This window comes from Rhodobacter maritimus (genome assembly GCF_058747975.1).
This window is the reverse complement of sequence record NZ_CM179095.1, coordinates 2,896,055-2,918,313: the sequence shown is the minus strand read 5'-3', so window position 1 is coordinate 2,918,313 and position 22,259 is coordinate 2,896,055. Positions and strand designations below refer to the sequence as shown.

Genomic DNA, 22,259 nt, shown 5'->3' with positions numbered 1-22,259 from the left:
CCCGATCATGGCCTTGCGTTCTTCAGAGCGATAAATATCCCCGCCGGAGGCAGCCCGCCACGGGATGCGCGCCATGGCTGAGGCGGGCTGGTTTCCCGAAGGCGCGCTGATCGCGGTGCTGACGGCCGAACCGATCGGCCGGCCGCTCGATTACCGTGCGCCCGAAGGCGGCTGCTTTGCCGGCGCCTTCGTCGAGGTTCCGCTTGGCCCCCGCCGGGTTCTCGGCGTGGTCTGGGGTCCGGGCGAGGGTGGGTTCGATCCGGCGCGGGTCCGTGCGGTGCTGCGCGTGCTCGGCGTGCCGCCCATGCGCGACGAACTGCGCGAGTTCCTTGTGCGCATGTCCGACTATACGATGACGCCGCTTCCGGCCATGCTGCGGCTGGCCACCCGCACCCCGGCCCTGGCCGAGGCGCCGGGCGCGCGGCGGATCTACCGGCTGGGCCGCAGCCAGCCCGACCGCATGACCGATGCGCGCAAGCGCGTGCTCGAAGTCCTGGGCGAACATGGCGGCGCGGGGTTCCTGCTGTCGGAACTCGCCTCCAGCGCGGGGGTCACGACGCAGGTGGTCAAGGGCCTCGTGAAGGCCGGCGCCATCGACGAGGCCGAGGTGCCGCGCGACCAGCCCTTCCCCGGGCTCGATCCGCATCTGCCCGGCAAGACCCTGTCGGGGGATCAGGCGGCGGCCGCGGCAACCTTGCGCGGGGCGCTGCGGGATGGCGGCTACGGCACCACGCTGCTGAAGGGCGTCACCGGCTCGGGCAAGACCGAGGTCTATCTGGAGGCGGTGGCCGAGGCCCTGCGGCTGGGGCGGCAGGCGCTGGTGCTCTTGCCCGAGATCGCGCTCACTTCGGAGTTCCTTGCGCGGGTCGAGGACCGCTTCGGCACGCTTCCCGGCGAATGGCATTCCGGCGTCAGCCAGACCGAGCGGCGGCGGCTGTGGCGCATGACGGCCGAGGGCGGGGTGCAGCTTGTGGTGGGCGCGCGCTCGGCGCTTTATCTGCCGTTCCGCGATCTGGGGCTGATCGTCGTCGACGAGGAACATGACAGTTCCTACAAGCAGGAAGAGGGCGCGCTTTACAATGCGCGCGACATGGCGGTGCTGCGCGCCTCGCTCAATGCCGCGCAGGTGGTTCTGGCCTCGGCCACGCCCTCGCTGGAAAGCTGGGCTAATGCCGAGGCGGGGAAATACCGCCGCATCGACCTGATCAGCCGCTTCGGCGCGGCCGAGATGCCCGAAATGGCCGCGATCGACCTGCGCGAAGAGGCGATGGAGGTCAGCCGCTGGATCTCTCCGACCCTCGCGGGGGCAGTCGGCGAATGCATCGCGCGCGGCGAGCAGGCGATGCTGTTTCTCAACCGTCGCGGCTATGCGCCGGTCACAGTCTGCCGCGCCTGCGGGCATCAGATCGGTTGCGATCATTGCGACGCGCGGATGGTCGAGCATCGCTTTCTCAAGCGGCTGGTTTGCCATCAATGCGGTGAGACGAAGCCCATCCCGCTGGCCTGCCCGTCCTGCGGGGCCGAAGGGCGCCTTGCCCCCGTCGGACCGGGGGTCGAACGGCTGGCCGAAGAGGTGGCCGAACGGTTCCCGCAGGCGCGTGTCGCGGTGCTGTCCTCGGATCTTTTCGGATCGGCGCGCGCGCTGAAAGAGGCGATCGGCACGATTGCCGAAGGGGGCGCGGATATCATCATCGGCACACAGATCGTGGCCAAGGGGCACAACTTCCCGCTGCTGACGCTGGTCGGGGTGATCGACTCGGATCTCGGGCTGCAAGGCTCGGACCTGCGCGCTGCGGAACGCACCTTCCAGCTGATGCGCCAGGTCGCCGGGCGGGCCGGCCGGGCCGAACGGCGCGGCGCGGCGCTGTTGCAGACCCACCAGCCCGACCATCCGGTCATCCGTGCGATCCTTGGCGGCGATGACGAAGCCTTCTGGCGCGCCGAGGCCGACGCGCGCCGCGCACAGGGGGTGCCGCCCTATGGGCGCCTTGCGGGGATCATCCTGTCCGGCCCCGATCTGCAACCGCTCTTCGATATCGGCGGCGCGCTTGCGCGGGCCGATGCGCCGCTGCGCCGCGTTGGGGCCACGCTTTACGGCCCCGCGCCCGCACCGATCGCACGGGTCCGTGGCCGGCACAGGGTGCGCATGCTGGTCAAGGCCGACAAGACCGCCCCGCTACAGGCCGCCCTGAGGGAATGGGTGGCACAGGTGAGGTTGCCGAACGCGGTGCGCCTTGCGATCGACATCGACCCGCAGAGCTTTCTTTAGGCCGCAATGCCCGCGGGACGGCGCTGATCGACCAGAAAGTCGGTGGTGACGGCCCCGATCCACATACAGAACAGCGCAAGCCACGCGGTTCCGGCAAAGATCGACCCGCCGGTCACGCCCGCGCCAATCGCGCAGCCCCCCGCCAGCATCGCGCCGAAGCCCATCAGTGCGGCCCCGATCATCGAGCGCCGCATCACTGGTACCGAGTCGAAGGCCTGCCAGCGGAATTCGCGCGCAAGAAGCGACGCGATGAGTGCTCCGATCACCACGCCGGGCACAAGGCCCACATCGAATTCCAGCACCGCATTGCGATCCAGAAAGAACATGAGCGTGTTGGCCGACGGCCCCGAGAAGGTGGCCGATGTGACGGGGATCGGATCGAAACTGACCTGCGCCAGCGTCCATGTCAGCACCCAACCCACGGCAACGGCAAAGCCGACGCCCGACGCAAAGACCAAAACCCGCGCCCCGATCCGGTTGCGCCGCGCCAGGTAAAGCGCAAGCGCGGCGACCCCCAGCCCGAAGACAAGCCCGGCCCATTGTGGCAGGCGCAACATGTCCAGAATGCTTACATTCTCGCCCCCCGGCGTGACCCACAGTCCCGCAAGGCGGTCTCGTGTCGGAGAGAGGATACCCTTCAGGCTCATTTGTGCGACGACGGCGAAGATAAGCCCCGACACGACCGAGCGCAGGTTCCCCGTCGAGGCCAGCACCAGAAGCCGCCCCGAACAGCCGCGCGACAATACCATGCCCACGCCGAACATCAGCCCGCCAATGACGGCGCCAGACCAGCTTCCGGGAACGGCCATCATCCGGCTGTCGGCCGCACGAAACAGGCCCAGAAGCTGTGCCGTCTGCACCCAGACCACGGCGGTGGAGAATGTTAGAAGCCAGACGGCAACCTTGCCGCCAAGCTGCCCACGCGCGAATTCGACCGTCGCAGCCCGAAGGCAGAAATTCGAGCGTTGTGCCGCAACACCGAAAATGATCCCGGTGATCAGTCCGAACAGCGCCGCTGTCGGACCTTCTCCGATACGCTCCAGAAGTGTGACGAGTTCCATCTGCACGCTCCCTGATTCCCTGCGCAGGGCTTATTCCACAGTATAAGGCAATCGGCCTTGACATAAATCACGCGCGGCTTGCCTCTGTGTCTTTGCCGGGGTATGCGCCCGGACATGCCCGGCTCACGCAACGCCCGACCGGAGGCCCTCATGCCCACATTCACTGCTTTCACGACCCTGCCGGACCGTGACCGCGCCGAGGCGCTGTCAGAGCTTCTCGATGAGCTGGATCCCGCGCCCTACGGTGTCGGCGTGTTCGAGATCGAGGACGGGTCCGAGCGGTGGGAAGTGGGCAGCTATTTCCTTGAACATCCCGATGAGACCGCGCTTGCGCTGATGGCCGCTGCGCATGGGGCGGAGCCCTTCGTTGTCTCTGAACTGCCCGACGTGGACTGGGTGGCCCATGTCCGGCGCGAGCTTGCCCCGGTTGCGGCGGGACGGTTCTTCGTGCATGGCGCGCATGATGCGGACAAGGTGCCCGACAAAGTGATCCCGCTGCGGATCGAGGCCGCGATGGCCTTCGGCACCGGACATCACGGCACGACACTGGGCTGCCTGCGCGCGCTGGACGATCTGGAGCGCGACGGATTGCGGGCCCGGCGGGTGGCCGATATCGGCTGCGGGACGGCGGTTCTGGCGATGGCGGCTGCAAAGATCTGGCCCGAGACCGTCATCGCCTCGGATATCGACCCGGTAGCGGTAGAGACGGCCGCAGCCAATGTGGTGGCCAACGGCCTCGAGGGCCGGGTGATCTGCGTCGAGGCCGCGGGTTTCGGTCATCCGCATCTGGAAGAGGCCGCGCCCTATGATCTGATCTTCGCGAATATCCTGATGGGGCCGCTGATTTCTCTGGCCCCGGACATGGCCCGGCATTGTACCGAATCAGGGCATGTCATCCTGTCCGGAATCCTTAACGACCAGGCCGACGCGGTGATTGCAGCCTATGAAAATCAAGGATTTTCGTTGGTTACGCGCAACGAATTTGGCGATTGGACGACACTGGTTCTGATCCGGAACCAATCGCGTTAACAATTCGTATCGAGTTTCCGGCCTCCTTGCGGCATAATCGTCTCAGTGGGAGACGGAATGCCGATGACAGGGAGAAATGCCGTGGCCGATCCCAACATGAAGAATTTCGAACAGCGCCTTGCGCGGATCGACAAGATCCACAAGGCCGGCGGTGCGTTTGAATCGTCGGGAACCTTGGGGCGCGCCTATTTCGATGCGACACGTCCGCGCCGGCGGCGCGGGGTTTCGTTGCGGGCGCTTGCGTTCCTGTTTGCGGCGGCGCTTCTGTTCAAGGCCGCGATTCTGGCGCAACTGGGGCAGGACGGCTACGCCGAGCGTGTCGCGGCGCTTGCCAATGGCAGCGTGTTCGAACAGGCGGGCGCCTGGGTGTTGCAGGCCGATCCCGCGACGCTCAAGCTTGCAGGGTTCATCCAGCCGATCTTGCGCTGAAGTCCTTTTCATGACGATAAAGGCCGCGCGGGTTTTCCCCACACGGCCTTTTTGTATTCGTCGCGCTGGTTGCGCGGATCAGCTGCGGGCAACCCGCGCGATGTCGCCACGGCACAGGCCGATATCGTCCAGCTCACGATCCGACAGCTTCGAGAGCGCTGCGGTGGTCAGGCGGGCATCGTTCCAGGCCGAGATGGCTTCGATCATTCGCGTAACGAACCCGGAGCTACCGTGCCGGGTCAGGACGCGGTTGGTGTCATAGGCGGACATTTCCGTGTTCCTTCACAAAGTGCATGTTTTTCGAGCATCGGGCTCGATGAGCCGCAGATATGCCGGGCAGTTTTCGAAAACAAGCGCCGCCCAAGCAGCCCCGTTATGCGATTTCTGCATGTCTTCCAGGAACTGGAACGGGCGTTCTTCCGAATGGCGGTTTCTGCGCTGCGGCGCGTCGAATTTCTGCCGCGCAGCGTCGTTTTCCGCCGCTTTGGCGCGCACCCGGAAAAGACTTGTCCGTTTCGTCCGGGGCGTCTTCCCGCTTTGCGATGTTCTCTTTTCGTGCTAGCCGTGTGAAAAAGGCAACAGAGCAGACAGGAGACAGGGCCTCATGCGGGTAATCGGAATCGATCCCGGGCTTCGCAACCTGGGGTGGGGCGTCATCGAAATGGCGGGCTCGCGGCTGACACATGTCGCAAACGGGATCATCCATTCCGAGGGAAGCGATCTGGCGCTGCGGCTCTTGTCGCTGCACGATGCGCTCAGCGCGGTCATCGCCCGCTTCGCCCCGCAGGCCGCGGCGGTCGAACAGACCTTCGTCAACAAGGATGCGGTCGCCACGCTGAAATTGGGGCAGGCGCGGGGGATTGCGCTTCTGGCTCCGGCGCAGGCGGGGCTGAGCGTGGGCGAATACGCCCCCAATGCGGTGAAGAAGGCGGTCGTGGGGGTGGGCCATGCCGACAAGGGCCAGATCGCCCATATGGTGCGCTTCCAACTGCCCGGCGTCGAGCTGGCCGGCCCCGACGCGGCCGATGCGCTGGCGGTCGCCATCTGCCATGCCCATCACCTGCAATCGGCCGGGCGCATGGCCGCGGCGCTGAAGGGGAAAGTTGCATGATCGGGCGTATCGCAGGCACCATTCTGCACCGGGCGATGGATCATGTGCTGATCGACGTGCGCGGCGTGGGCTATATCGTCCATGTCTCGTCGCGCACGGCCTCCTCCCTGCCGCCGGTGGGTGAGGCGGTGGCGCTTTATACCGACCTGCTCGTGCGCGAGGATCTCTTGCAGCTGTTCGGCTTTCCCACGCTTCTGGAAAAGGAATGGCACCGGCTTCTGACCTCGGTGCAGGGGATCGGTGCCAAGGCCTCGCTGGCCATCATCGGCACGCTCGGCGCCGACGGGCTGGGCCGCGCGATCGCGCTTGGCGACTGGTCGGCGGTCAAGGCCGCGCCGGGCGTCGGCCCGAAACTCGCGCAGCGCGTGGTGATGGAACTGAAGGAAAAGGCGCCCTCGGTCATGGCCATGGGCGGCGCGCTTACCGTCGATCTGTCCCCCTCCGACGCGGTTCCCGAACCCGCGGCGAAACCGCGCCCCGCTGCGCCCGCCGCTGCCCCCAGCCATACCGCCGAGGCGCTCAGCGCGCTGACCAATCTCGGCTACAACCCGACCGAGGCCGCCGGCGCCGTCGCCCGCGCCTCCGACGACCCCGAGGCAACCGATACCGCCAAACTCATCCGCACGGCGCTGCGCCTTCTTGCCCCCAAGGACTAGGTTTCAGCTTTGCATAAATATCCCGGGGGAGGCCGCAGGCCGGGGGCAGCGCCCCCGAGAACCCGCCCCCGCCCTTGCAACGCCGCCGCAATCGCCCGACACTGAGCCATCATGACCGAACCCGACCCGACCCTTCGCCCCGACCGCCTGCCCGATGACGCGGACCGCGCCCTGCGCCCGCAGGCGCTCGGGGAATTCGTGGGCCAGGCCGAGGCGCGCGCCAATCTGCGCGTCTTCATCGAAAGCGCGAAGATGCGCGGCCAGGCGATGGATCACACGCTGTTCCACGGCCCGCCCGGTCTGGGCAAGACGACGCTCGCGCAGATCATGGCGCGCGAACTGGGTGTGAATTTCAAGATGACCTCGGGCCCGGTTCTGGCCAAGGCCGGCGATCTTGCCGCGATCCTGACCAATCTCGAGGCCCGCGATGTCCTGTTCATCGACGAGATCCACCGCCTCAATCCCGCGGTGGAAGAGGTGCTCTATCCCGCGATGGAGGATTTCGAACTTGACCTCGTGATCGGCGAAGGCCCCGCCGCGCGCACCGTACGCATCGAGTTGCAGCCCTTCACCCTTGTCGGGGCCACCACCCGGCTCGGCCTGCTGACGACCCCGCTGCGCGACCGGTTCGGCATTCCCACGCGGCTGCAATTCTACACCGAGGACGAGCTGGACCAGATCGTCGGCCGGGGTGCGCGCCTGCTTGGCGTTCCGGCCGAGCCGGAGGGCACGCGCGAAATCGCGCGGCGCGCGCGCGGCACCCCCCGGATCGCGGGGCGGCTGCTGCGCCGGGTGGTGGATTTCGCGCTGGTCGAGGGCGACGGCCGCCTGACGCAGAAGATCGCCGACGGTTCGCTGACCCGTCTCGGGGTCGACCATCTCGGGCTGGACGGGGCCGACCGGCGCTATCTGACGCTGATCGCCGAACATTATGCCGGCGGGCCGGTCGGCGTGGAAACGCTTTCGGCGGCGCTTTCGGAAAGCCGCGATGCGATCGAAGAGGTGATCGAGCCGTTCCTGTTGCAGCAGGGGCTGATCAGCCGCACGCCGCGCGGGCGCATGCTGGGCCAGCGGGCCTGGCGCCATCTGGGGCTGGAGCCGCCGCGCGCCGCCCCCCCGGCTGCCGTGCCGCAAACCGATCTGTTCGGCGACGGCTAGGCCGGATCCATCAAGAAGGGGGTCATCATGCAGCCATCCGAAATCGAGGCGCTTTTCACCCGCAGTTCCGGCGAATACCTGTTCGCCCGCTGGGGCCGGCCGGTCGTGCCCGTCGTCTTCGGGGTCGATGCCGCCACCCTGTCGATCGTGAAGGGCGCGGTCGAGGCGGTCGTGGCGCTTGCCGGCCACAAGATGGCCGAGACCGATGCCGAACTGGGCGCCAACCTGATGGTGTTCTTCTTCCGCGACTGGCACGAATTGCTTGACGTGCCGAACCTCGATCACCTGATCGAGGGGCTGCACGACCTTGTGGTGCGGCTCGATGACGGGGGCGCCAACCAGTATCGCGTCTTCCGCTTCGACAAGGAGGGGGCGATCCGCGCCTGTTTCGCCTTCGTGCGCATGGACGCAGCACTGGACGAAGTTCCGGCCGAGACGCTGGCGCTCAACCAGGCGGCGCAGATGATCCTTCTGTGGTCCGACACGGCCTTTGCCGAAAGCTCGCCCCTTGCGGTGGCGCGCGGCGTGACGGTGCTGCGCCCCGAGATCGGGGATCTGATCCGTGCGGCCTATGATCCGGTCCTGCCCGCGGTCGCGCATGATCCCAGCCACGCGCTGCGCCTGTCGGCCCGGCTGGCGGCGGGCGGGGTGGCATGATGATCCATCGCCTGCCGCTCCGCGTCTATTACGAGGACACCGATCTTGCGGGCATCGTCTACTATGCCAATTACCTGAAATTCATCGAACGCGGGCGCAGCGAATGGATCCGTGGCCTGGGCGTCGACCAGGCGGCCCTGAAACGCGATCATGGCCTTGTCTTCGCGGTGCGCCGCATCGAGGCCGATTACCTGCGCCCCGCGCGCTATGACGACCAGCTTGTGGTCGAGACCGTGCTTCAGGCCGAAACCGGCGCCCGGCTGGTGATGGGCCAGACCGTGACGCGCGACGGCGAGGTGCTGTTCTCGGCCGTCGTGACCATCGTCTGCCTGTCCGAAACGGGCGGCGCCGCGCGACTTCCCGCCGATATCCGCCGCCTGCTGGCCCCGTCGCTGCATTGATCCGCCGTTGCCGCGCTGCAATGACGCAGATGTTATGGCGTTCCCCCTGAACCTCGTATAGAATCACTGTTAATCAGAGCCGCGATAACGTGGCCCAACCGGCGAGCAGTGACAGATGGAAACAGAAGCCCTTGCGATGGCGCAGGAGATCGATTTCTCCTTGCTGGCGCTTTTTGCGCGCGCATCGTTCACCGTGAAACTCGTGATGATCCTTCTGACCGTGGCCAGTTTCTGGTCCTGGTCGATCATCATCCGCAAATTCATCACCTACCGCGCCGCGCGCTCCGAGGCCGAGGGGTTCGACCGCGCCTTCTGGTCGGGCGAGCCGCTGGACGAGCTGTTCGACCAGATCGGCCCGGCACCGGACGGCGCGTCGCAAAAGATCTTTGCGGCGGGCATGCTGGAATGGCGCCGCAGCCACCGCAGCGACGGTGAGCTGATCACAGGCGCGCAGGCGCGGATCGACCGCTCCATGGACGTGCAGATCGCCAAGGAAACCGAGCATCTGAACGCGGGCCTGCCCTTCCTTGCGACCGTCGGCTCGACCGCGCCCTTCGTGGGCCTGTTCGGCACGGTCTGGGGGATCAAGGTCGCGTTCGAGGAGATCGCGATCTCGCAGAACACCTCGCTTGCGGTCGTGGCGCCGGGGATCTCCGAGGCGCTGATGGCGACGGGTCTGGGCCTTCTGGCCGCGATCCCGGCGGTGATCTTCTACAACAAGCTTTCGGCCGATGCCGACCGCATCGCCTCGGGCTACGAGGCGTTCGCGGACGAATTCGCCACGATCCTTTCGCGCCAGCTGGACGCCTGAGCCATGGGTGCGGGGGTCATGAAAAAGGCAGGCGGGGGCGGACGCCGCCGCCGCGGCGCGCGCGGCAAGCACGCCGCCATGAGCGAGATCAACGTCACGCCCTTCGTGGACGTGATGCTTGTGCTTCTGATCATCTTCATGGTCGCGGCGCCGCTGATGACGGTGGGCGTTCCGCTGGAGCTGCCAAAGACCGCCGCCAAGGCCGTCCCGACCGAGCAGGAAGAACCGCTGACCATCTCGCTTCAGGCCGATGGTACGGTGTCGATGATGAACACGCCCGTGCCCGAGAACGAGCTGGTGGACCGCCTTCGCTCGGTCGCGCAGGAGCGTGACAGCGACAAGGTGTTCCTGCGCGCCGATGGCGCCATCGAATATTCCCGCGTGGTGCAGGTCATGGGGGCGCTCAACCTGGGTGGTTTTTCGAACATCGTGCTGGTCACGGATGCGGGCGGCCCCACGCTGACCGGCCAGCCGGACAGCGCGGCGGCGAACTGAGGCGCGGATGCGCATGGACAGGGCAGATAAACTCGGCACGGGGATCTCGGCGGCGCTTCATCTGGGGCTGATCGCCTGGGCCATCGTGGGCGGAGATCTGTTCCGCGCCCGCCCCACCGATCCGGTCGTGATGACCGAGGTGTCGGTGATGTCGGAGGCCGATTTCGCGGCGCTGGTGGCGGCCGCGCCCCGGCCCTCGGAAACCCCGGCGACGCAGCCGGTCGCGCCTTCTGTCCCCGCCGAAAACGCCGAGGCCCCCGAACCCGAAGCGGTGCCCGCGCCTGCGCCGGAACCCCAGCCCGAGCCTCTGCCCGAGCCGGAACCCGCGCCCGAGCCCGCCCCGGACATGACCGATCTGACCACCCCCCCGGCCGAGGCCGAGGTGACCGAGGTTCCCCCGATGCAGCCGATGCCGCCGGTCGAGGAGCCTTCGCAGACCGTGCTGATGGAAATCAGCCCGCGCCCCCGTCCGCGCCCCGCGCCGCGCGTCGCGCCCACGCCCGCCGAGGCGCCCGAACCCGATGCGCGGGTCTCGGACACCGCCGTCGCCGAAACCCGGCCCGACGAGGCGGCCGAGCCCGAAGAGGTGGTCGAACCACCCGAGGAAGAGGCCGCGCCACCCGAAGCCACCACCGAGATCGTGACCGAGGCGACCGAAACCGACGACAGGCCGCAATCCTCGGCGCCGCTGACCTCGGCCCGGCCGCGCCCGCGCCCGGCGAAACCGGCCGCACCGGCCCCGACGCAAAGCGCGGCCGCAAGGCCCGCCGCCCCCGCGTCCGAGCCCGCGGTCAACGATGCCGTCAACGACGCGCTTGCCGAGGCGATGTCCGCTGAAACCGGAACCGGCAGCGGCGGCGTGGGCCGCGCGGCCTCGGGTCCGCCGCTGACCTCGGGTGAAAAGGACGCGCTGATCGTCGATGTGAAGGCCTGCTGGAACGTGGGCGCGCTGTCGACCGAGGCACTGCGCACGACCGTCACCGTGGGCGTCACCATGCTGCCCGACGGCCGCCCCGATATCGGCTCGATCCGCCGCATCGGCCATGAGGGCGGCTCGGAGGCGGCGGCCAACCAGGCCTATGAGGCCGGGCGGCGCGCCATCGTGCGCTGCGGCTCTGACGGCTTCCCGCTGCCGGCCGAGAAATACGACCACTGGCGCGAGATCGAGATCGTCTTCAACCCCGAGAAGATGAGGATGAAATGACCCGTCTTCGGCGCCACATCGGGCGGATTTCCGCGAAAGCTGAGGCACTTGTGATGCCTCTGCGGGGGAAAATCCGCTACAACAGTCACACCCCCATCGAAGGGAAGTCCGAAATGTTCCGATTTGCGATGGCCGCCGTGGCCGCATTTGCCTTCATCCCGTCGCTGGCGCTTGCCCAGCAAGGGCCCCTGCGCATCGAGATCACCGATGGCGTGATCGAGCCCTTGCCCTTCGCACTGCCCAGCTTCGTGGCCGAAACCGGCGATGCGGGGCAGTTCGCCGCCGATATCAGCCGGGTGATCGCGGCCGATCTGTCGGGGACCGGGCTGTTTCGGGAAATTCCCCAAAGCGCGCATATCCAGCGCGTCTCGTCTTTCGATGCGCCGGTGTCTTACCCGGACTGGCAGGCGATCAACGCGCAGGCCCTTCTGACCGGCGCGGTGTCGGTGTCGGGCGGGCGCGTGGTGGTCAAGTTCCGCCTGTTCGACGTGTTCTCGGGCCAGCAACTGGGCGAGGGGCAGCAGCTTGCGGCCTCTCCGGCAAGCTGGCGCCGCCTGGCCCACAAGGTCGCCGATATCGCCTATAGCCGCATCACCGGCGAGTCGGGCTATTTCGACAGCCGCGTGGTCTATGTCTCGGAAAGCGGGCCGAAGAATGCCCGGCAAAAGCGCCTGGCCGTGATGGATTACGATGGCGCGAACGTGCAGTATCTGACGGATTCCAGCACGATCGTGCTGGCGCCGCGCTTCTCGCCCACGGGCGACAGGGTGCTTTACACCACCTTCGAGACGGGGTTCCCGCGCATCAAGATGCTCAATGTTGCGAATGTCTCGGCGCAGCTTCTGCCCGAGGTGCCCGGCACGATGACCTTCGCGCCGCGCTTCTCGCCCGATGGCGGCAGCATCGTCTATTCGCTGGAGCAGGGCGGCAATACCGATATCTGGCGCATGGGCGTGAACGGCGGCAGCCCGCAGCGCCTGACCAACACCCCCGCGATCGAGACCGCGCCTTCCTATTCCCCCGAGGGCAGCCGGATCGTCTTTGAATCGGACCGCTCGGGCACGCAGCAGCTTTACATCATGCCCGCCGGCGGGGGCGAGGCCACGCGCATCTCGTTCGGCGAGGGGCGCTATGGCACGCCGGTCTGGTCGCCGCGCGGCGACCTGATCGCCTTCACCAAGCAGCATGCGGGCCGCTTCCATATCGGCGTGATGCGCACCGACGGCTCGGAAGAGCGGCTTCTGACCTCGTCCTTCCTTGATGAGGGGCCGACCTGGTCGCCCAATGGCCGGGTCATCATGTTCACCCGCGAAACCCCCGGTGCGGCGGGTGGCGCAGTTCTTTATTCGGTCGACATCTCGGGGCGGAACCTGCGTGCGGTTCCGCTTGACGGTGCGGCCTCCGACCCGGCCTGGTCGCCGCTTTTGCCCTGATGCGGGCGGCGATTCCCAAGGCAGAACGAACCTGTTAGGATATCTGGCATCGAGCCAGTGAAAAAAGGCGGTAAACCATGACTCTTGCTCCGAAGGCGCTTCTTCTTCTGTCCGCTCTGGCCCTTGCGGCCTGCAACAATCCCGACCGTTACGGGGCCAATGGCGTGGTCGATCCGGGCGGCGCCTATGGCGGTGCCGGCGGCATCGACCAGATGGGTCTTCCGTCGGATCCGAACTCTCCGGCCTATTTCGCGCAGACCATCGGCGACAAGGTGCTGTTCGCGGTCGACCAGTCCACCCTTTCGCCCGAGGCCCGCACAATCCTGTCGGGGCAGGCGCAATGGCTGGGCAGCCACCCGCAATATTCCGCCATCATCGAAGGCCATGCCGACGAACAGGGCACGCGCGAATACAACCTTGCCCTTGGCGCGCGTCGGGCAAGCTCGGTTCAGGAATACCTTGTGTCGCAGGGCGTTGCCTCGAACCGGCTGCGCACCGTGTCCTACGGCAAGGAGCGCCCGCTCGAGGTTTGCTCGACCGAGGACTGCTATTCCAAGAACCGCCGCGCGGTGACCGTCATCTCGCTTGGCGCGGGCAGCTGAGGAGCCTGGCAGGATGATCCGCTCAGTGGTTCTGACGCTGGCGCTGGGGCTGGCTGTTCCGGCCTTCGGGCAGGATGCCCGGTCGCTGGCCGATATCCGGGCCGAGCTGTCGCAGCTTTCGGCCGATCTGCAAGGCCTGCGCTCGGAGCTGGTGGCATCGGGCGCGCAGGGCCTTCAGGCGGCGGGCGGCACATCGGCGCTTGAGCGGATGAACACGATGGAGGCCGCGCTGTCGCGGCTGACATCGCGCGCCGAAGAGCTTGAGAACCGCATCAACCGGGTGGTGTCCGATGGCACCAACCGGCTTGGGGATCTTGAGTTCCGGCTGTGTGAGCTTGAGCCGGGCTGCGATATTTCCTCGGTCGGCCAGACGCCGGTTCTGGGCGGATCGGCGGTGACCGCGCCTGCGCCCAATTCCACGGCGCCGGTGGTCGCACCCTCCATGGCGATGAACGAACAGGCAGATTTCGACCGGGCCAAGGAGGTGCTCGGTCAGGGTGACTTTCGCGGCGCCGCTGACCTCTTTGCGGCCTTTGCCCAAACCTATCCGGGCGGCCCCCTGACGGGCGAGGCGATGTTCCTGCGCGGTCAGGCGCTGCAACAGGCAGGCGATGTGCCCGGCGCCGCGCGTGCCTGGCTCGATGCCTTCTCGGCCGAGCCCGAGGGGCCGCGTGCCGCCGAAAACCTGCTGATGCTGGGCAAATCCCTGGGCGATCTGGGCCAGACCGCCGAGGCCTGCGCCACATTGTCCGAGGTCGGCTATCGCTTCCAGGCCGCGCCCGCCGCGTCGGAAGCGGGGATGGCCATGCAATCGCTGGGGTGTCAGTGACCGAAGGCCCCGCGCTTGATGACCTTGCCCTGACGGCCTTTGCCCCCGACACGCCGCAACGTGTCGGGGTTGCCGTTTCCGGGGGCGGAGATTCGATGGCCGCGCTGCACCTTTTGGCGCGGCATTTCACGGTCGAGGCCGTCACCGTCGACCATGGCCTGCGCCCCGAGGCCGCGGCCGAGGCGCGCTTCGTGGCCCAGGGCTGCGCGCGTCTGGGGGTTTTTCATTCCGTGCTGCACTGGCATCGCGGCGAGGCGCGCGGCAACCTGATGGATCAGGCCCGCCGCGCCCGTATCCGCCTGATCGGAGACTGGGCGCGCGCGCGCGGGCTGCGCCATGTCGCGCTTGGCCATACGGCCGACGATCAGGCCGAGACCTTCGTGATGCGTCTGGGGCGTTCGGCGGGGCTTGAGGGCCTGTCGGGGATGCGGCGCAGATGGGAAGAGAATGGCGTGATCTGGACCCGCCCCTTCCTTGGGGTTGGCCGGGCGGCGTTGCGCGACTGGCTGCGCGCCGCGGATCTGGGCTGGATCGACGACCCGAGCAACGACAATGATAATTTCGACCGGGTGAAGGCCCGCAAGGCGCTGCGCGAACTGGCGCCGCTTGGGATCTCGGTGGCGCGGATCTGTGAGACCACCGCCCATCTGGCCGCCGCCGAGGCCGCGCTTGAGGAGTGTTTGCGGCACATGGCGGGCGATCTGGTGCGGGCCGATCGCGGCGATCTGGTGATCGCGCCCGCCGCGTTCGGACCCGCGCTTCCGCCCGAACTGCGCCGCCGCCTGATCGTGCGGGCGCTGCAATGGGTCGGCGGTCAGGGCTATGCGCCGCGCGCCGATGCGGTGGCTGGGCTTCTTGCCGAGCTGCAACAGGGGCGCAGCGCCACGCTTGCCGGCTGCCGCATCCTTGCCCGCACCGATGAAATCCGCATCACGCGCGAATGGTCCGCCGTGGCGGGGTTGCGCGTGCCCACCGGGCAGCAATGGGACCGCTGGCAGATGGAAGGCCCCGGGGAAACCGGGCTCGAGATCGCGGCACTCGGCGAAGACGGGCTGCGCGCCTGCCCGCAATGGCGTGAATGCGGCCTGCCGCGCCCCTCTCTGATGGCCTCTCCGGCGGTCTGGAGGGGTGAATACCTGATCGCGGCCCCTCTTGCGGGGCGAGAAAATGGCTGGAAAGCGCGTATTGTCCGCGGCACTTTCCTACAAAAGCCATTCTCGCATTGAACCCGGCCGCTTTATCCCTATTTTCTCAGACAAGGTGCCGGACTCGTTCCGGCGCCACGGAACTATTGGAGGTCTCCCCTTGGGTAACGCGCGCAATCTCGCCTTCTGGGCCGTGCTGTTTCTGCTCATCCTGGCGTTGTTCAACCTGTTCGGCGACGGGCAGAACGCGGTCAACGCGCGTTCGACCAGCTATTCCGACTTCATCGCGAAGGTGGACAAGGACGAGGTTGCCAGCGTGCGGCTTGACGGCGAGACCGTGACCTACCAGGCCGCGGACGGCACGACCTATACCACGGTCAAGCCGGAATCGGATCCGATCGCCGAGCGGCTGATTGCCAAGGGCATCGAGGTCAATGTCGTGCGGCAGGAACAGTCGGGCTTCATGTCGCTTCTGGGCGTCTGGCTTCCGTTCCTTGTGCTGATCGGTATCTGGATCTTCTTCATGAATCGCATGCAGGGTGGCGGCAAGGGCGGCGCGATGGGCTTTGGCAAAAGCCGCGCCAAGCTTCTGACCGAAAAGCATGGCCGCGTGACCTTCGACGATGTGGCCGGCATCGACGAGGCCAAGGAAGAGCTCGAAGAGATCGTCGAATTCCTGCGCAACCCGCAGAAGTTCAGCCGCCTTGGCGGCAAGATCCCGAAGGGCGCGCTGCTTGTCGGCCCGCCCGGCACCGGGAAAACCCTTCTGGCGCGCGCCATCGCGGGCGAGGCGGGCGTGCCCTTCTTCACCATCTCGGGGTCCGACTTCGTGGAGATGTTCGTGGGTGTCGGCGCGTCCCGCGTGCGCGACATGTTCGAACAGGCCAAGAAGAACGCGCCCTGCATCGTCTTCATCGACGAGATTGACGCGGTGGGCCGTTCGCGTGGCGTAGGCATCGGCGGCGGCAATGACGAACGCGAGCAGACGCTGAACCAGCTTCTGGTCGAAATGGACGGTTTCGAGGCGAATGAAGGCATCATCATCATCGCCGCGACGAACCGCAAGGACGTGCTGGACCCCGCGCTTCTGCGTCCGGGCCGCTTTGACCGCCAGATCCACGTTCCGAACCCCGACATCAAGGGGCGCGAGAAGATCCTGGCCGTGCATGCCCGCAAGGTGCCGCAGGGCCCCGATGTCGATCTGCGCCTGATCGCGCGCGGCACGCCGGGCTTTTCGGGGGCCGACCTGATGAACCTCGTCAACGAGGCAGCGCTGATGGCCGCGCGCGTCGGGCGGCGCTTCGTCACGATGGAAGATTTCGAAAGCGCCAAGGACAAGGTGATGCTGGGGGTCGAGCGCCGCTCGATGGTGCTGACGCCCGAACAGAAGGAAAAGACCGCCTATCACGAGGCCGGCCACGCCATCGTCGGCATGGCGATGCCGAAATGCGATCCGGTCTACAAGGCCACCATCATCCCGCGCGGCGGTGCGCTTGGCATGGTTGTCAGCCTGCCCGAGATGGACCGGCTGAACATGCACAAGGACGAGGCCAAGGAACGCATCGCCATGACCATGGCGGGCAAGGCGGCCGAGATCATGAAATACGGTGAAGAGGGGGTCTCGAACGGTCCTGCGGGCGATATCCAGCAGGCTTCGGCGCTTGCGCGCGCGATGGTGATGCGTTGGGGCATGTCCGACAAGGTGGGCAATATCGACTATGCCGAGGCGCATGAGGGCTATTCGGGCAATACCGGCGGCTTCTCGGTCTCGGCCCACACCAAGGAACTGATCGAGCAGGAGGTGAAGGACCTGATCGAAGAGGGCTACCAGACCGCGCGGCGCGTCCTGCTTGAGAAGGAAGAAGAGTTCGAGCGACTTGCCAAGGGCCTTCTGGAATACGAAACCCTGACCGGGGACGAGATCAAGAAGGTGATCGCGGGCGTTCCGCTGGGCGAGGATGACGATGCGGCCTCGCCGCCCTCGGGCAGCCTGCCCTCGGTCACCTCGATCCCCAAGACGAAGCCGGCCGCGCCCAAGGGCGGCGGCACGGCGCCCGAACCCTCGGCCTGAGACGCCATGCACCGGACAGACAATCCGGCGGGCGGGGCGGACTGGAGCCCCGCCGCCTATACCCGCTTCAGCGGGCTTCGCCTGCGCCCCGCGCTTGACCTTCTGGCGCAGGTCGGCCCCCTGCCGCCGGGCAAGGTGATCGACCTTGGCTGCGGGGCGGGTGCGGCCGGGCCGGCACTGTCCTCGCGCTATGCCGACCGCAAGATCATCGGGGTCGATGCCTCGCCCGCGATGCTGGCCGAGGCCGCGGCAACCGGGGCCTATCGGCGCTGCGACCTGGCCGATGCCACCACATGGGAACCGGGCAAGCCCGCCGCACTGATCTTTTCCAACGCGATGCTGCAATGGCTGCCGGGACACGAGGTGCTGATCGCGCGGCTGTCGCGCCATCTGGTGCCGGGCGGCGTGCTTGCGGTGCAGATGCCGCGCCAATACGGCGCCCCGTCGCACCGCTTCCTGCGTGAATTCGCCGCAGAGATGTTTCCCGATCGGTTCGACTTCAGCGGCTGGACGGCGCCGGTCGGCACGCCCACGGATTATGCGCGCGTCCTGGCGCCGCTTGGCCGCGCCGATCTGTGGGAAACCGACTATCTGCAACGCCTCGATGCCGCGCCCTCGGGCCATCCGGTGCGCCATTTCACGCAATCCACCGCGATGCGCCCGTTCCTTGCGCAGATGTCCGCGGCCGAGGCCGAAGCGTTCCTCGATCGCTACGATACCGCGCTGAGCGCCGCCTATCCGCCCGAGGCGGACGGCACCGTCCTGTTCCCGTTCCGGCGGCTGTTTTTCGTGCTGAAGGTCGACTGATGCCTGCGTTGAAATCCACCCGGTTCGAGGCCGAGATCGTCTGGCTGGGCCTTGTGCCCGAAGGGGGCGGCCTGGCCTCGGTTCCGCAGGAAACGCTGGTGCTGGGCTTCGACGGCCCCGAAGGCGAGGCGCATGGCGGCCTTACGCGGCCCTCGTGTTCGCGCGTGCTGGGGCTGCATCCGCGCGGCACGACCATCGCCAATACCCGCCAGCTGAGCGTCCTGTCGCAGGAAGAACTGGATGAGACGGCCCGCGCCATGGGGCTTGGGCGGCTTGCACCCGAATGGGTGGGCGCGTCGCTGGTTCTGCGCGGAATTCCCGATCTGACGCATCTTCCGCCGTCCTCGCGGTTGCAGGGGCCCGATGGGGTTACGCTGGTGGTGGATATGGAGAACCGCCCCTGCGTGCTGCCCGGCAAGGTGATCGAAACCCACCATCCCGGCAACGGCGCGGCTTTCAAGCCCGCGGGCAAGGACCGGCGCGGCATCACCGCCTGGGTCGAGCGTCCGGGGGTCCTTCGGCTGGGCGAAATGCTGCGCCTGCATGTCCCCGACCAGCGCGCCTGGACATATCTGGACGAGGCGCGGCGCGGCTAGGACGAATTCGGCTGCATATATGTCGGTATTGCCACTTTTTTGTGCTTGGCTGCGGATACGGTAGCGTCTGAAACGGACTGCCGGAGGACTTGCCGTGAAAACCGATATCGAGATCGCCCGCGCCGCGAAAAAGCGCCCCATGCCCGAAATCGCGGCGAAGCTTGGCATCCCCGAGGACGCGCTGATCCCCTACGGGCGCGACAAGGCAAAGATCGACCGGGAATTCATCGCAGGCCTTGCCGGGCGCCCCGAGGGCAAGCTCATCCTTGTGACCGCGATCAACCCTACCCCGGCGGGCGAGGGCAAGACCACGACGACCGTGGGCCTTGGCGATGCGCTTGCGCGGATTGGCAAGCGCACGGCGATCTGCATCCGCGAAGCCAGCCTTGGCCCGAACTTCGGGATGAAGGGCGGTGCGGCCGGCGGCGGTTTCGCGCAGATCGTGCCGATGGAAGAGATGAACCTGCATTTCACCGGCGATTTCCACGCCATAACCGCAGCACATAACCTGCTTGCTGCGATGATCGACAACCACATCTACTGGGGCAACTCGCTTGAGATCGACGAGCGCCGGATCACCTGGCGCCGGGTCATGGACATCAATGACCGGGCACTGCGCGACATGGTGGTGGGGCTTGGCGGGGTTGCCAACGGCTTTGCCCGCCAGACGGGTTTCGACATCACCGTCGCGTCCGAGATCATGGCCATCCTGTGCCTGTCGCGCGATCTGGACGATTTGCAGGAACGGCTGGGGCGCATCGTCGTGGCCTATCGGCGCGACAAGAGCCCGATCCTGTGCCGCGACATCAAGGCCGATGGCGCCATGGTCGTGCTGTTGAAAGAGGCGATGCAGCCCAACCTTGTGCAGACGCTGGAAAACACCCCGGCCTTCGTGCATGGCGGGCCCTTCGCCAATATCGCGCATGGCTGCAACTCGGTCATGGCGACCTCGACGGCGCTGAAACTGGCGGATTTCGTGGTGACCGAGGCGGGCTTCGGCGCCGATCTGGGGGCCGAGAAGTTCTTCGACATCAAATGCCGTAAGGCGGGGCTGACGCCCGCGGCGGCGGTCATCGTGGCCACCGTGCGCGCGATGAAGATGAATGGCGGCGTGGCCAAGGCCGATCTTGGCCCCGAGAATGTGGAGGCCGTGGTGAAGGGCTGCCCGAACCTGGGCCGCCACATCGCCAATACCAAGGGGTTCGGCGTGCCCGTGGTGGTGGCGATCAACCATTTCACCACCGATACCGAGGCCGAGATCGCCGCGGTCAAGGACTATGTCGCGCGCCAGGGGGCCGAGGCGATCATCTGCCGCCACTGGGCCGACGGGGGCGCCGGGGCCGAGGAACTGGCGCGCAAGGTGGTGCAACTGGCCGAAGCGGGCACCGGGCATTTCGCACCCCTCTATCCCGACGAGATGCCGCTTTTCGAAAAGATCGAAACGATCGCCCGGCGCATCTATCACGCGGGCGATGTCATTGCCGACAAGGCGGTCCGCGACCAGCTGCGCGCATGGGAGGCGGCGGGCTATGGCAACCTGCCGGTCTGCATGGCCAAGACGCAATACAGCTTCTCGACCGATCCGGCTTTGCGGGGGGCGCCCACCGGTCACACCCTGCCGATCCGCGAGGTGCGGCTGTCGGCCGGGGCGGGCTTCATCGTCGTCATCTGCGGCGAGATCATGACGATGCCCGGCCTGCCGCGGGTGCCCTCGGCCGAGACCATCGGCCTGGGCGCGGAAGGCGAGGTTGTGGGCCTGTTCTGACGCCCCGGCCTTGAGCCTTCCGGCGAAGCCTGCGATAGCCAGTCTGATGCTTGCGCGCGGCGCAGGCTGGCCTTGCCGGAGGTGAGTTGGATGAAAGCGCCGGAAACAATCGAAAGCATGTCCGAACTGCGCGAAGAGATCGACATGCTTGATGCGAAGCTGGTGACGCTTCTGGCGGATCGCGCGCGTCTGATCGACCGCGCCGCCGTTCTGAAGCAAAAGGCCGCCTGGCCCGCCCGGATCGATTCCCGGGTCGAGCAGGTGGTGGAGAATGTGCGCGCCGAGGCCGCGCGGCAGGGTCTGGACCCGGCGCTGGCCGAAAGCCTGTGGCGCGCGCTGATCGAATGGGCAATCGCCCGCGAAGAGCGGGTTCTGGGAACGGGAGATTCGGCATGAGCGCCACGATCATCGACGGAAAGGCCTTCGCAGCGAAGGTGCGCGGCAAGGTTGCGCAGCATGTCGCCCGCCTGAAGGAAGAACATGGTATCCTGCCGGGCCTCGCGGTGGTGCTGGTTGGCGAAGACCCCGCCAGCCAGGTCTATGTGCGCAACAAGGGCAAGCAGACGATTGAGGCGGGGATGCAATCCTTCGAGCACAAGCTGCCCGTCGAAACCTCCGAGGCCGACCTGCTGGCGCTGATCGCGCGGCTGAACGCCGATCCGGCGGTGCACGGCATCCTCGTGCAGCTTCCGCTTCCGGGCCATGTCAATGCCGATCTGGTGATCAACGCCATTGATCCGGCGAAGGATGTGGACGGTTTCCATATCTCGAATGTCGGGCTTCTGGGCACCGGGCAGAAGGCGATGGTGCCCTGCACGCCGCTTGGCTGCCTGATGATGCTGCGCGACCATCTGGGCAACCTGTCGGGGATGAATGCCGTCGTGGTGGGGCGTTCGAACATCGTGGGAAAGCCGATGGCGCAGCTTCTGCTGGGGGATAGCTGCACGGTGACGATCGCGCATAGCCGCACGCGCGATCTTGCGGCGGTGTGCCGCGGTGCCGACATCCTCGTGGCCGCCGTGGGCCGCCCCGAGATGATACCGGGTGATTGGGTCAAGCCGGGCGCTACGGTGATCGACGTGGGCATCAACCGGATCGAGCGTGACGGCAAGACCGCCCTTGTGGGCGATGTCGATTTCGCCTCGGCGGCCAAGGTTGCCGGCGCGATCACCCCGGTGCCGGGCGGCGTGGGGCCGATGACCATCGCCTGCCTGCTGGCCAATACCGTCACCGCCTGCTGCCGCGCGAACGGCCTTGCCGAACCCGAGGGGCTGACGGCCTGACCCGCAGGCTCAGCCGCCGGCCGGATCGACCGGAACCATCGTACCCTGCATCACCGCAATCAGCTTGCGGGCCCCGTCCGCGGCGACGGCCTCGACCTCGGCCGTCACCACCGAAAGCCTGCGCCCGGATTTGACCACCCGGCCGCGCGCCACGAGCGTTTCACCGAAGGCGGGGGCAAGCAGGTTGATCTTGATCTCGGCGGTCATCACCTCGCGCCCCTCGGGCATCAGGCTCAGCGCGGCATAGCCGGCCGCGGTATCGCCAAGCGCGAAGGTCACCCCCGCATGGCCCGCCCCGTGTTGTTGCAACATGCCCGGCAGCAGGGGGGCCTCGATCACACAACTGCCCGGCGCAAGATCGGTGATCCGGGCCTGACAGCTGCACATCAGGCTTTGGGCGGCAAAGCTGTCCAGAATGCGATTGCGCTGCGCGTCGTGCATGGGGGC

At 67.0% G+C, this 22,259-nt stretch carries 25 protein-coding genes; 21 read left to right on the top strand and 4 right to left on the bottom strand.

Annotation, left to right across the window (positions count from 1 at the left end):
- Positions 1 to 73 precede the first annotated feature (73 nt).
- A complete protein-coding gene (locus tag AC4PTO_RS14800; protein WP_492733649.1) occupies positions 74 to 2,269 on the top strand; it encodes a primosomal protein N' in 2,196 nt (731 codons plus the stop codon).
- On the opposite strand, the gene AC4PTO_RS14795 is transcribed toward AC4PTO_RS14800, so the two are convergent.
- Positions 2,266 to 3,330 carry a YeeE/YedE family protein gene (locus AC4PTO_RS14795; protein WP_492729736.1) on the bottom strand — a complete coding sequence of 355 codons (1,065 nt, stop codon included), beginning with the start codon at positions 3,328 to 3,330 and terminating at the stop codon, positions 2,266 to 2,268. The two genes, AC4PTO_RS14800 and AC4PTO_RS14795, sit on opposite strands and share 4 nt — an antisense overlap.
- Positions 3,331 to 3,480: 150 nt before the next feature.
- On the opposite strand from AC4PTO_RS14795, the gene AC4PTO_RS14790 reads away from it, so the two are divergent.
- Positions 3,481 to 4,359: a 50S ribosomal protein L11 methyltransferase gene (locus AC4PTO_RS14790; RefSeq protein WP_492729734.1), complete on the top strand. Its 879-nt coding sequence runs from the start codon at positions 3,481 to 3,483 to the stop codon at positions 4,357 to 4,359.
- A 57-nt stretch (positions 4,360 to 4,416) separates the two neighbouring features.
- Positions 4,417 to 4,788 carry a hypothetical protein gene (locus tag AC4PTO_RS14785; RefSeq protein WP_492729732.1) on the top strand — a complete coding sequence of 124 codons (372 nt, stop codon included), beginning with the start codon at positions 4,417 to 4,419 and terminating at the stop codon, positions 4,786 to 4,788.
- A 78-nt stretch (positions 4,789 to 4,866) separates the two neighbouring features.
- On the opposite strand, the gene AC4PTO_RS14780 is transcribed toward AC4PTO_RS14785, so the two are convergent.
- Both AC4PTO_RS14780 and AC4PTO_RS14775 read right to left on the bottom strand, forming a co-directional pair.
- Positions 4,867 to 5,058, bottom strand: a complete 192-nt coding sequence (locus AC4PTO_RS14780) for a DUF1127 domain-containing protein (protein ID WP_492729731.1) — start codon at positions 5,056 to 5,058, stop codon at positions 4,867 to 4,869.
- 12 nt (positions 5,059 to 5,070) lie between these two features.
- Positions 5,071 to 5,283 carry a hypothetical protein gene (locus tag AC4PTO_RS14775; protein ID WP_492729730.1) on the bottom strand — a complete coding sequence of 71 codons (213 nt, stop codon included), beginning with the start codon at positions 5,281 to 5,283 and terminating at the stop codon, positions 5,071 to 5,073.
- A gap of 109 nt (positions 5,284 to 5,392) precedes the next feature.
- Between AC4PTO_RS14775 and ruvC the strand changes: the two genes are divergently transcribed.
- The 18 genes from ruvC to folD all read left to right on the top strand — a co-directional run bounded on the left by ruvC (position 5,393) and on the right by folD (position 21,812).
- Entirely contained in the window at positions 5,393 to 5,899 is a 507-nt protein-coding gene (gene ruvC, locus AC4PTO_RS14770) for a crossover junction endodeoxyribonuclease RuvC (protein ID WP_492729728.1), read from the top strand.
- The gene (gene ruvA, locus AC4PTO_RS14765) at positions 5,896 to 6,555 is read left to right on the top strand and encodes a Holliday junction branch migration protein RuvA (RefSeq protein ID WP_492729727.1); all 660 of its coding nucleotides are present in this window, start codon (positions 5,896 to 5,898) and stop codon (positions 6,553 to 6,555) included. The genes ruvC and ruvA overlap by 4 nt, the downstream gene beginning before the upstream one ends.
- 111 nt (positions 6,556 to 6,666) lie before the next feature.
- On the top strand, positions 6,667 to 7,713 hold the full coding sequence (gene ruvB, locus AC4PTO_RS14760) for a Holliday junction branch migration DNA helicase RuvB (protein WP_492729726.1): 1,047 nt from the start codon (positions 6,667 to 6,669) through the stop codon (positions 7,711 to 7,713).
- A gap of 27 nt (positions 7,714 to 7,740) precedes the next feature.
- Positions 7,741 to 8,370, top strand: a complete 630-nt coding sequence (locus tag AC4PTO_RS14755; protein WP_492729724.1) for a hypothetical protein — start codon at positions 7,741 to 7,743, stop codon at positions 8,368 to 8,370.
- A complete protein-coding gene (ybgC, locus tag AC4PTO_RS14750; RefSeq protein WP_492733647.1) occupies positions 8,370 to 8,771 on the top strand; it encodes a tol-pal system-associated acyl-CoA thioesterase in 402 nt (133 codons plus the stop codon). The genes AC4PTO_RS14755 and ybgC overlap by 1 nt, the downstream gene beginning before the upstream one ends.
- Before the next feature lie 115 nt (positions 8,772 to 8,886).
- Positions 8,887 to 9,582: a protein TolQ gene (tolQ, locus tag AC4PTO_RS14745; protein ID WP_492729722.1), complete on the top strand. Its 696-nt coding sequence runs from the start codon at positions 8,887 to 8,889 to the stop codon at positions 9,580 to 9,582.
- Positions 9,583 to 9,585: 3 nt separating this feature from the next.
- A complete protein-coding gene (locus tag AC4PTO_RS14740) occupies positions 9,586 to 10,077 on the top strand; it encodes an ExbD/TolR family protein (RefSeq protein WP_492729720.1) in 492 nt (163 codons plus the stop codon).
- A gap of 13 nt (positions 10,078 to 10,090) precedes the next feature.
- The gene (locus AC4PTO_RS14735) at positions 10,091 to 11,281 is read left to right on the top strand and encodes a hypothetical protein (protein ID WP_492729718.1); all 1,191 of its coding nucleotides are present in this window, start codon (positions 10,091 to 10,093) and stop codon (positions 11,279 to 11,281) included.
- Between the two features lie 113 nt (positions 11,282 to 11,394).
- Complete coding sequence (gene tolB, locus AC4PTO_RS14730; protein ID WP_492729716.1) at positions 11,395 to 12,714, top strand: Tol-Pal system beta propeller repeat protein TolB; 1,320 nt, start codon at positions 11,395 to 11,397, stop codon at positions 12,712 to 12,714.
- 77 nt (positions 12,715 to 12,791) lie between these two features.
- Entirely contained in the window at positions 12,792 to 13,316 is a 525-nt protein-coding gene (gene pal, locus AC4PTO_RS14725) for a peptidoglycan-associated lipoprotein Pal (protein WP_492729714.1), read from the top strand.
- 16 nt (positions 13,317 to 13,332) lie between these two features.
- A complete protein-coding gene (gene ybgF, locus AC4PTO_RS14720; RefSeq protein ID WP_492733645.1) occupies positions 13,333 to 14,145 on the top strand; it encodes a tol-pal system protein YbgF in 813 nt (270 codons plus the stop codon).
- Positions 14,142 to 15,371, top strand: coding sequence for a tRNA lysidine(34) synthetase TilS (gene tilS / locus AC4PTO_RS14715; RefSeq protein WP_492729712.1), 1,230 nt, complete (start codon positions 14,142 to 14,144; stop codon positions 15,369 to 15,371). The genes ybgF and tilS overlap by 4 nt, the downstream gene beginning before the upstream one ends.
- Before the next feature lie 79 nt (positions 15,372 to 15,450).
- Complete coding sequence (ftsH, locus tag AC4PTO_RS14710) at positions 15,451 to 17,361, top strand: ATP-dependent zinc metalloprotease FtsH (protein WP_492729710.1); 1,911 nt, start codon at positions 15,451 to 15,453, stop codon at positions 17,359 to 17,361.
- Between the two features lie 6 nt (positions 17,362 to 17,367).
- Positions 17,368 to 18,168, top strand: a complete 801-nt coding sequence (locus AC4PTO_RS14705; RefSeq protein WP_492729708.1) for a methyltransferase domain-containing protein — start codon at positions 17,368 to 17,370, stop codon at positions 18,166 to 18,168.
- Positions 18,168 to 18,764, top strand: a complete 597-nt coding sequence (locus AC4PTO_RS14700; protein WP_492729706.1) for an MOSC domain-containing protein — start codon at positions 18,168 to 18,170, stop codon at positions 18,762 to 18,764. The genes AC4PTO_RS14705 and AC4PTO_RS14700 overlap by 1 nt, the downstream gene beginning before the upstream one ends.
- 139 nt (positions 18,765 to 18,903) lie before the next feature.
- Positions 18,904 to 20,529 carry a formate--tetrahydrofolate ligase gene (locus AC4PTO_RS14695; protein WP_492733643.1) on the top strand — a complete coding sequence of 542 codons (1,626 nt, stop codon included), beginning with the start codon at positions 18,904 to 18,906 and terminating at the stop codon, positions 20,527 to 20,529.
- A 90-nt stretch (positions 20,530 to 20,619) separates the two neighbouring features.
- Positions 20,620 to 20,925, top strand: a complete 306-nt coding sequence (locus tag AC4PTO_RS14690) for a chorismate mutase (RefSeq protein ID WP_492729704.1) — start codon at positions 20,620 to 20,622, stop codon at positions 20,923 to 20,925.
- Complete coding sequence (gene folD / locus AC4PTO_RS14685) at positions 20,922 to 21,812, top strand: bifunctional methylenetetrahydrofolate dehydrogenase/methenyltetrahydrofolate cyclohydrolase FolD (protein WP_492729702.1); 891 nt, start codon at positions 20,922 to 20,924, stop codon at positions 21,810 to 21,812. Before AC4PTO_RS14690 ends, folD begins: the two co-directional genes overlap by 4 nt.
- Positions 21,813 to 21,821: 9 nt before the next feature.
- Here the strand turns inward: folD and AC4PTO_RS14680 are convergent, their stop codons facing one another.
- On the bottom strand, positions 21,822 to 22,253 hold the full coding sequence (locus tag AC4PTO_RS14680; protein WP_492729700.1) for a PaaI family thioesterase: 432 nt from the start codon (positions 22,251 to 22,253) through the stop codon (positions 21,822 to 21,824).
- Between the last annotated feature and the right edge of the window lie 6 nt (positions 22,254 to 22,259).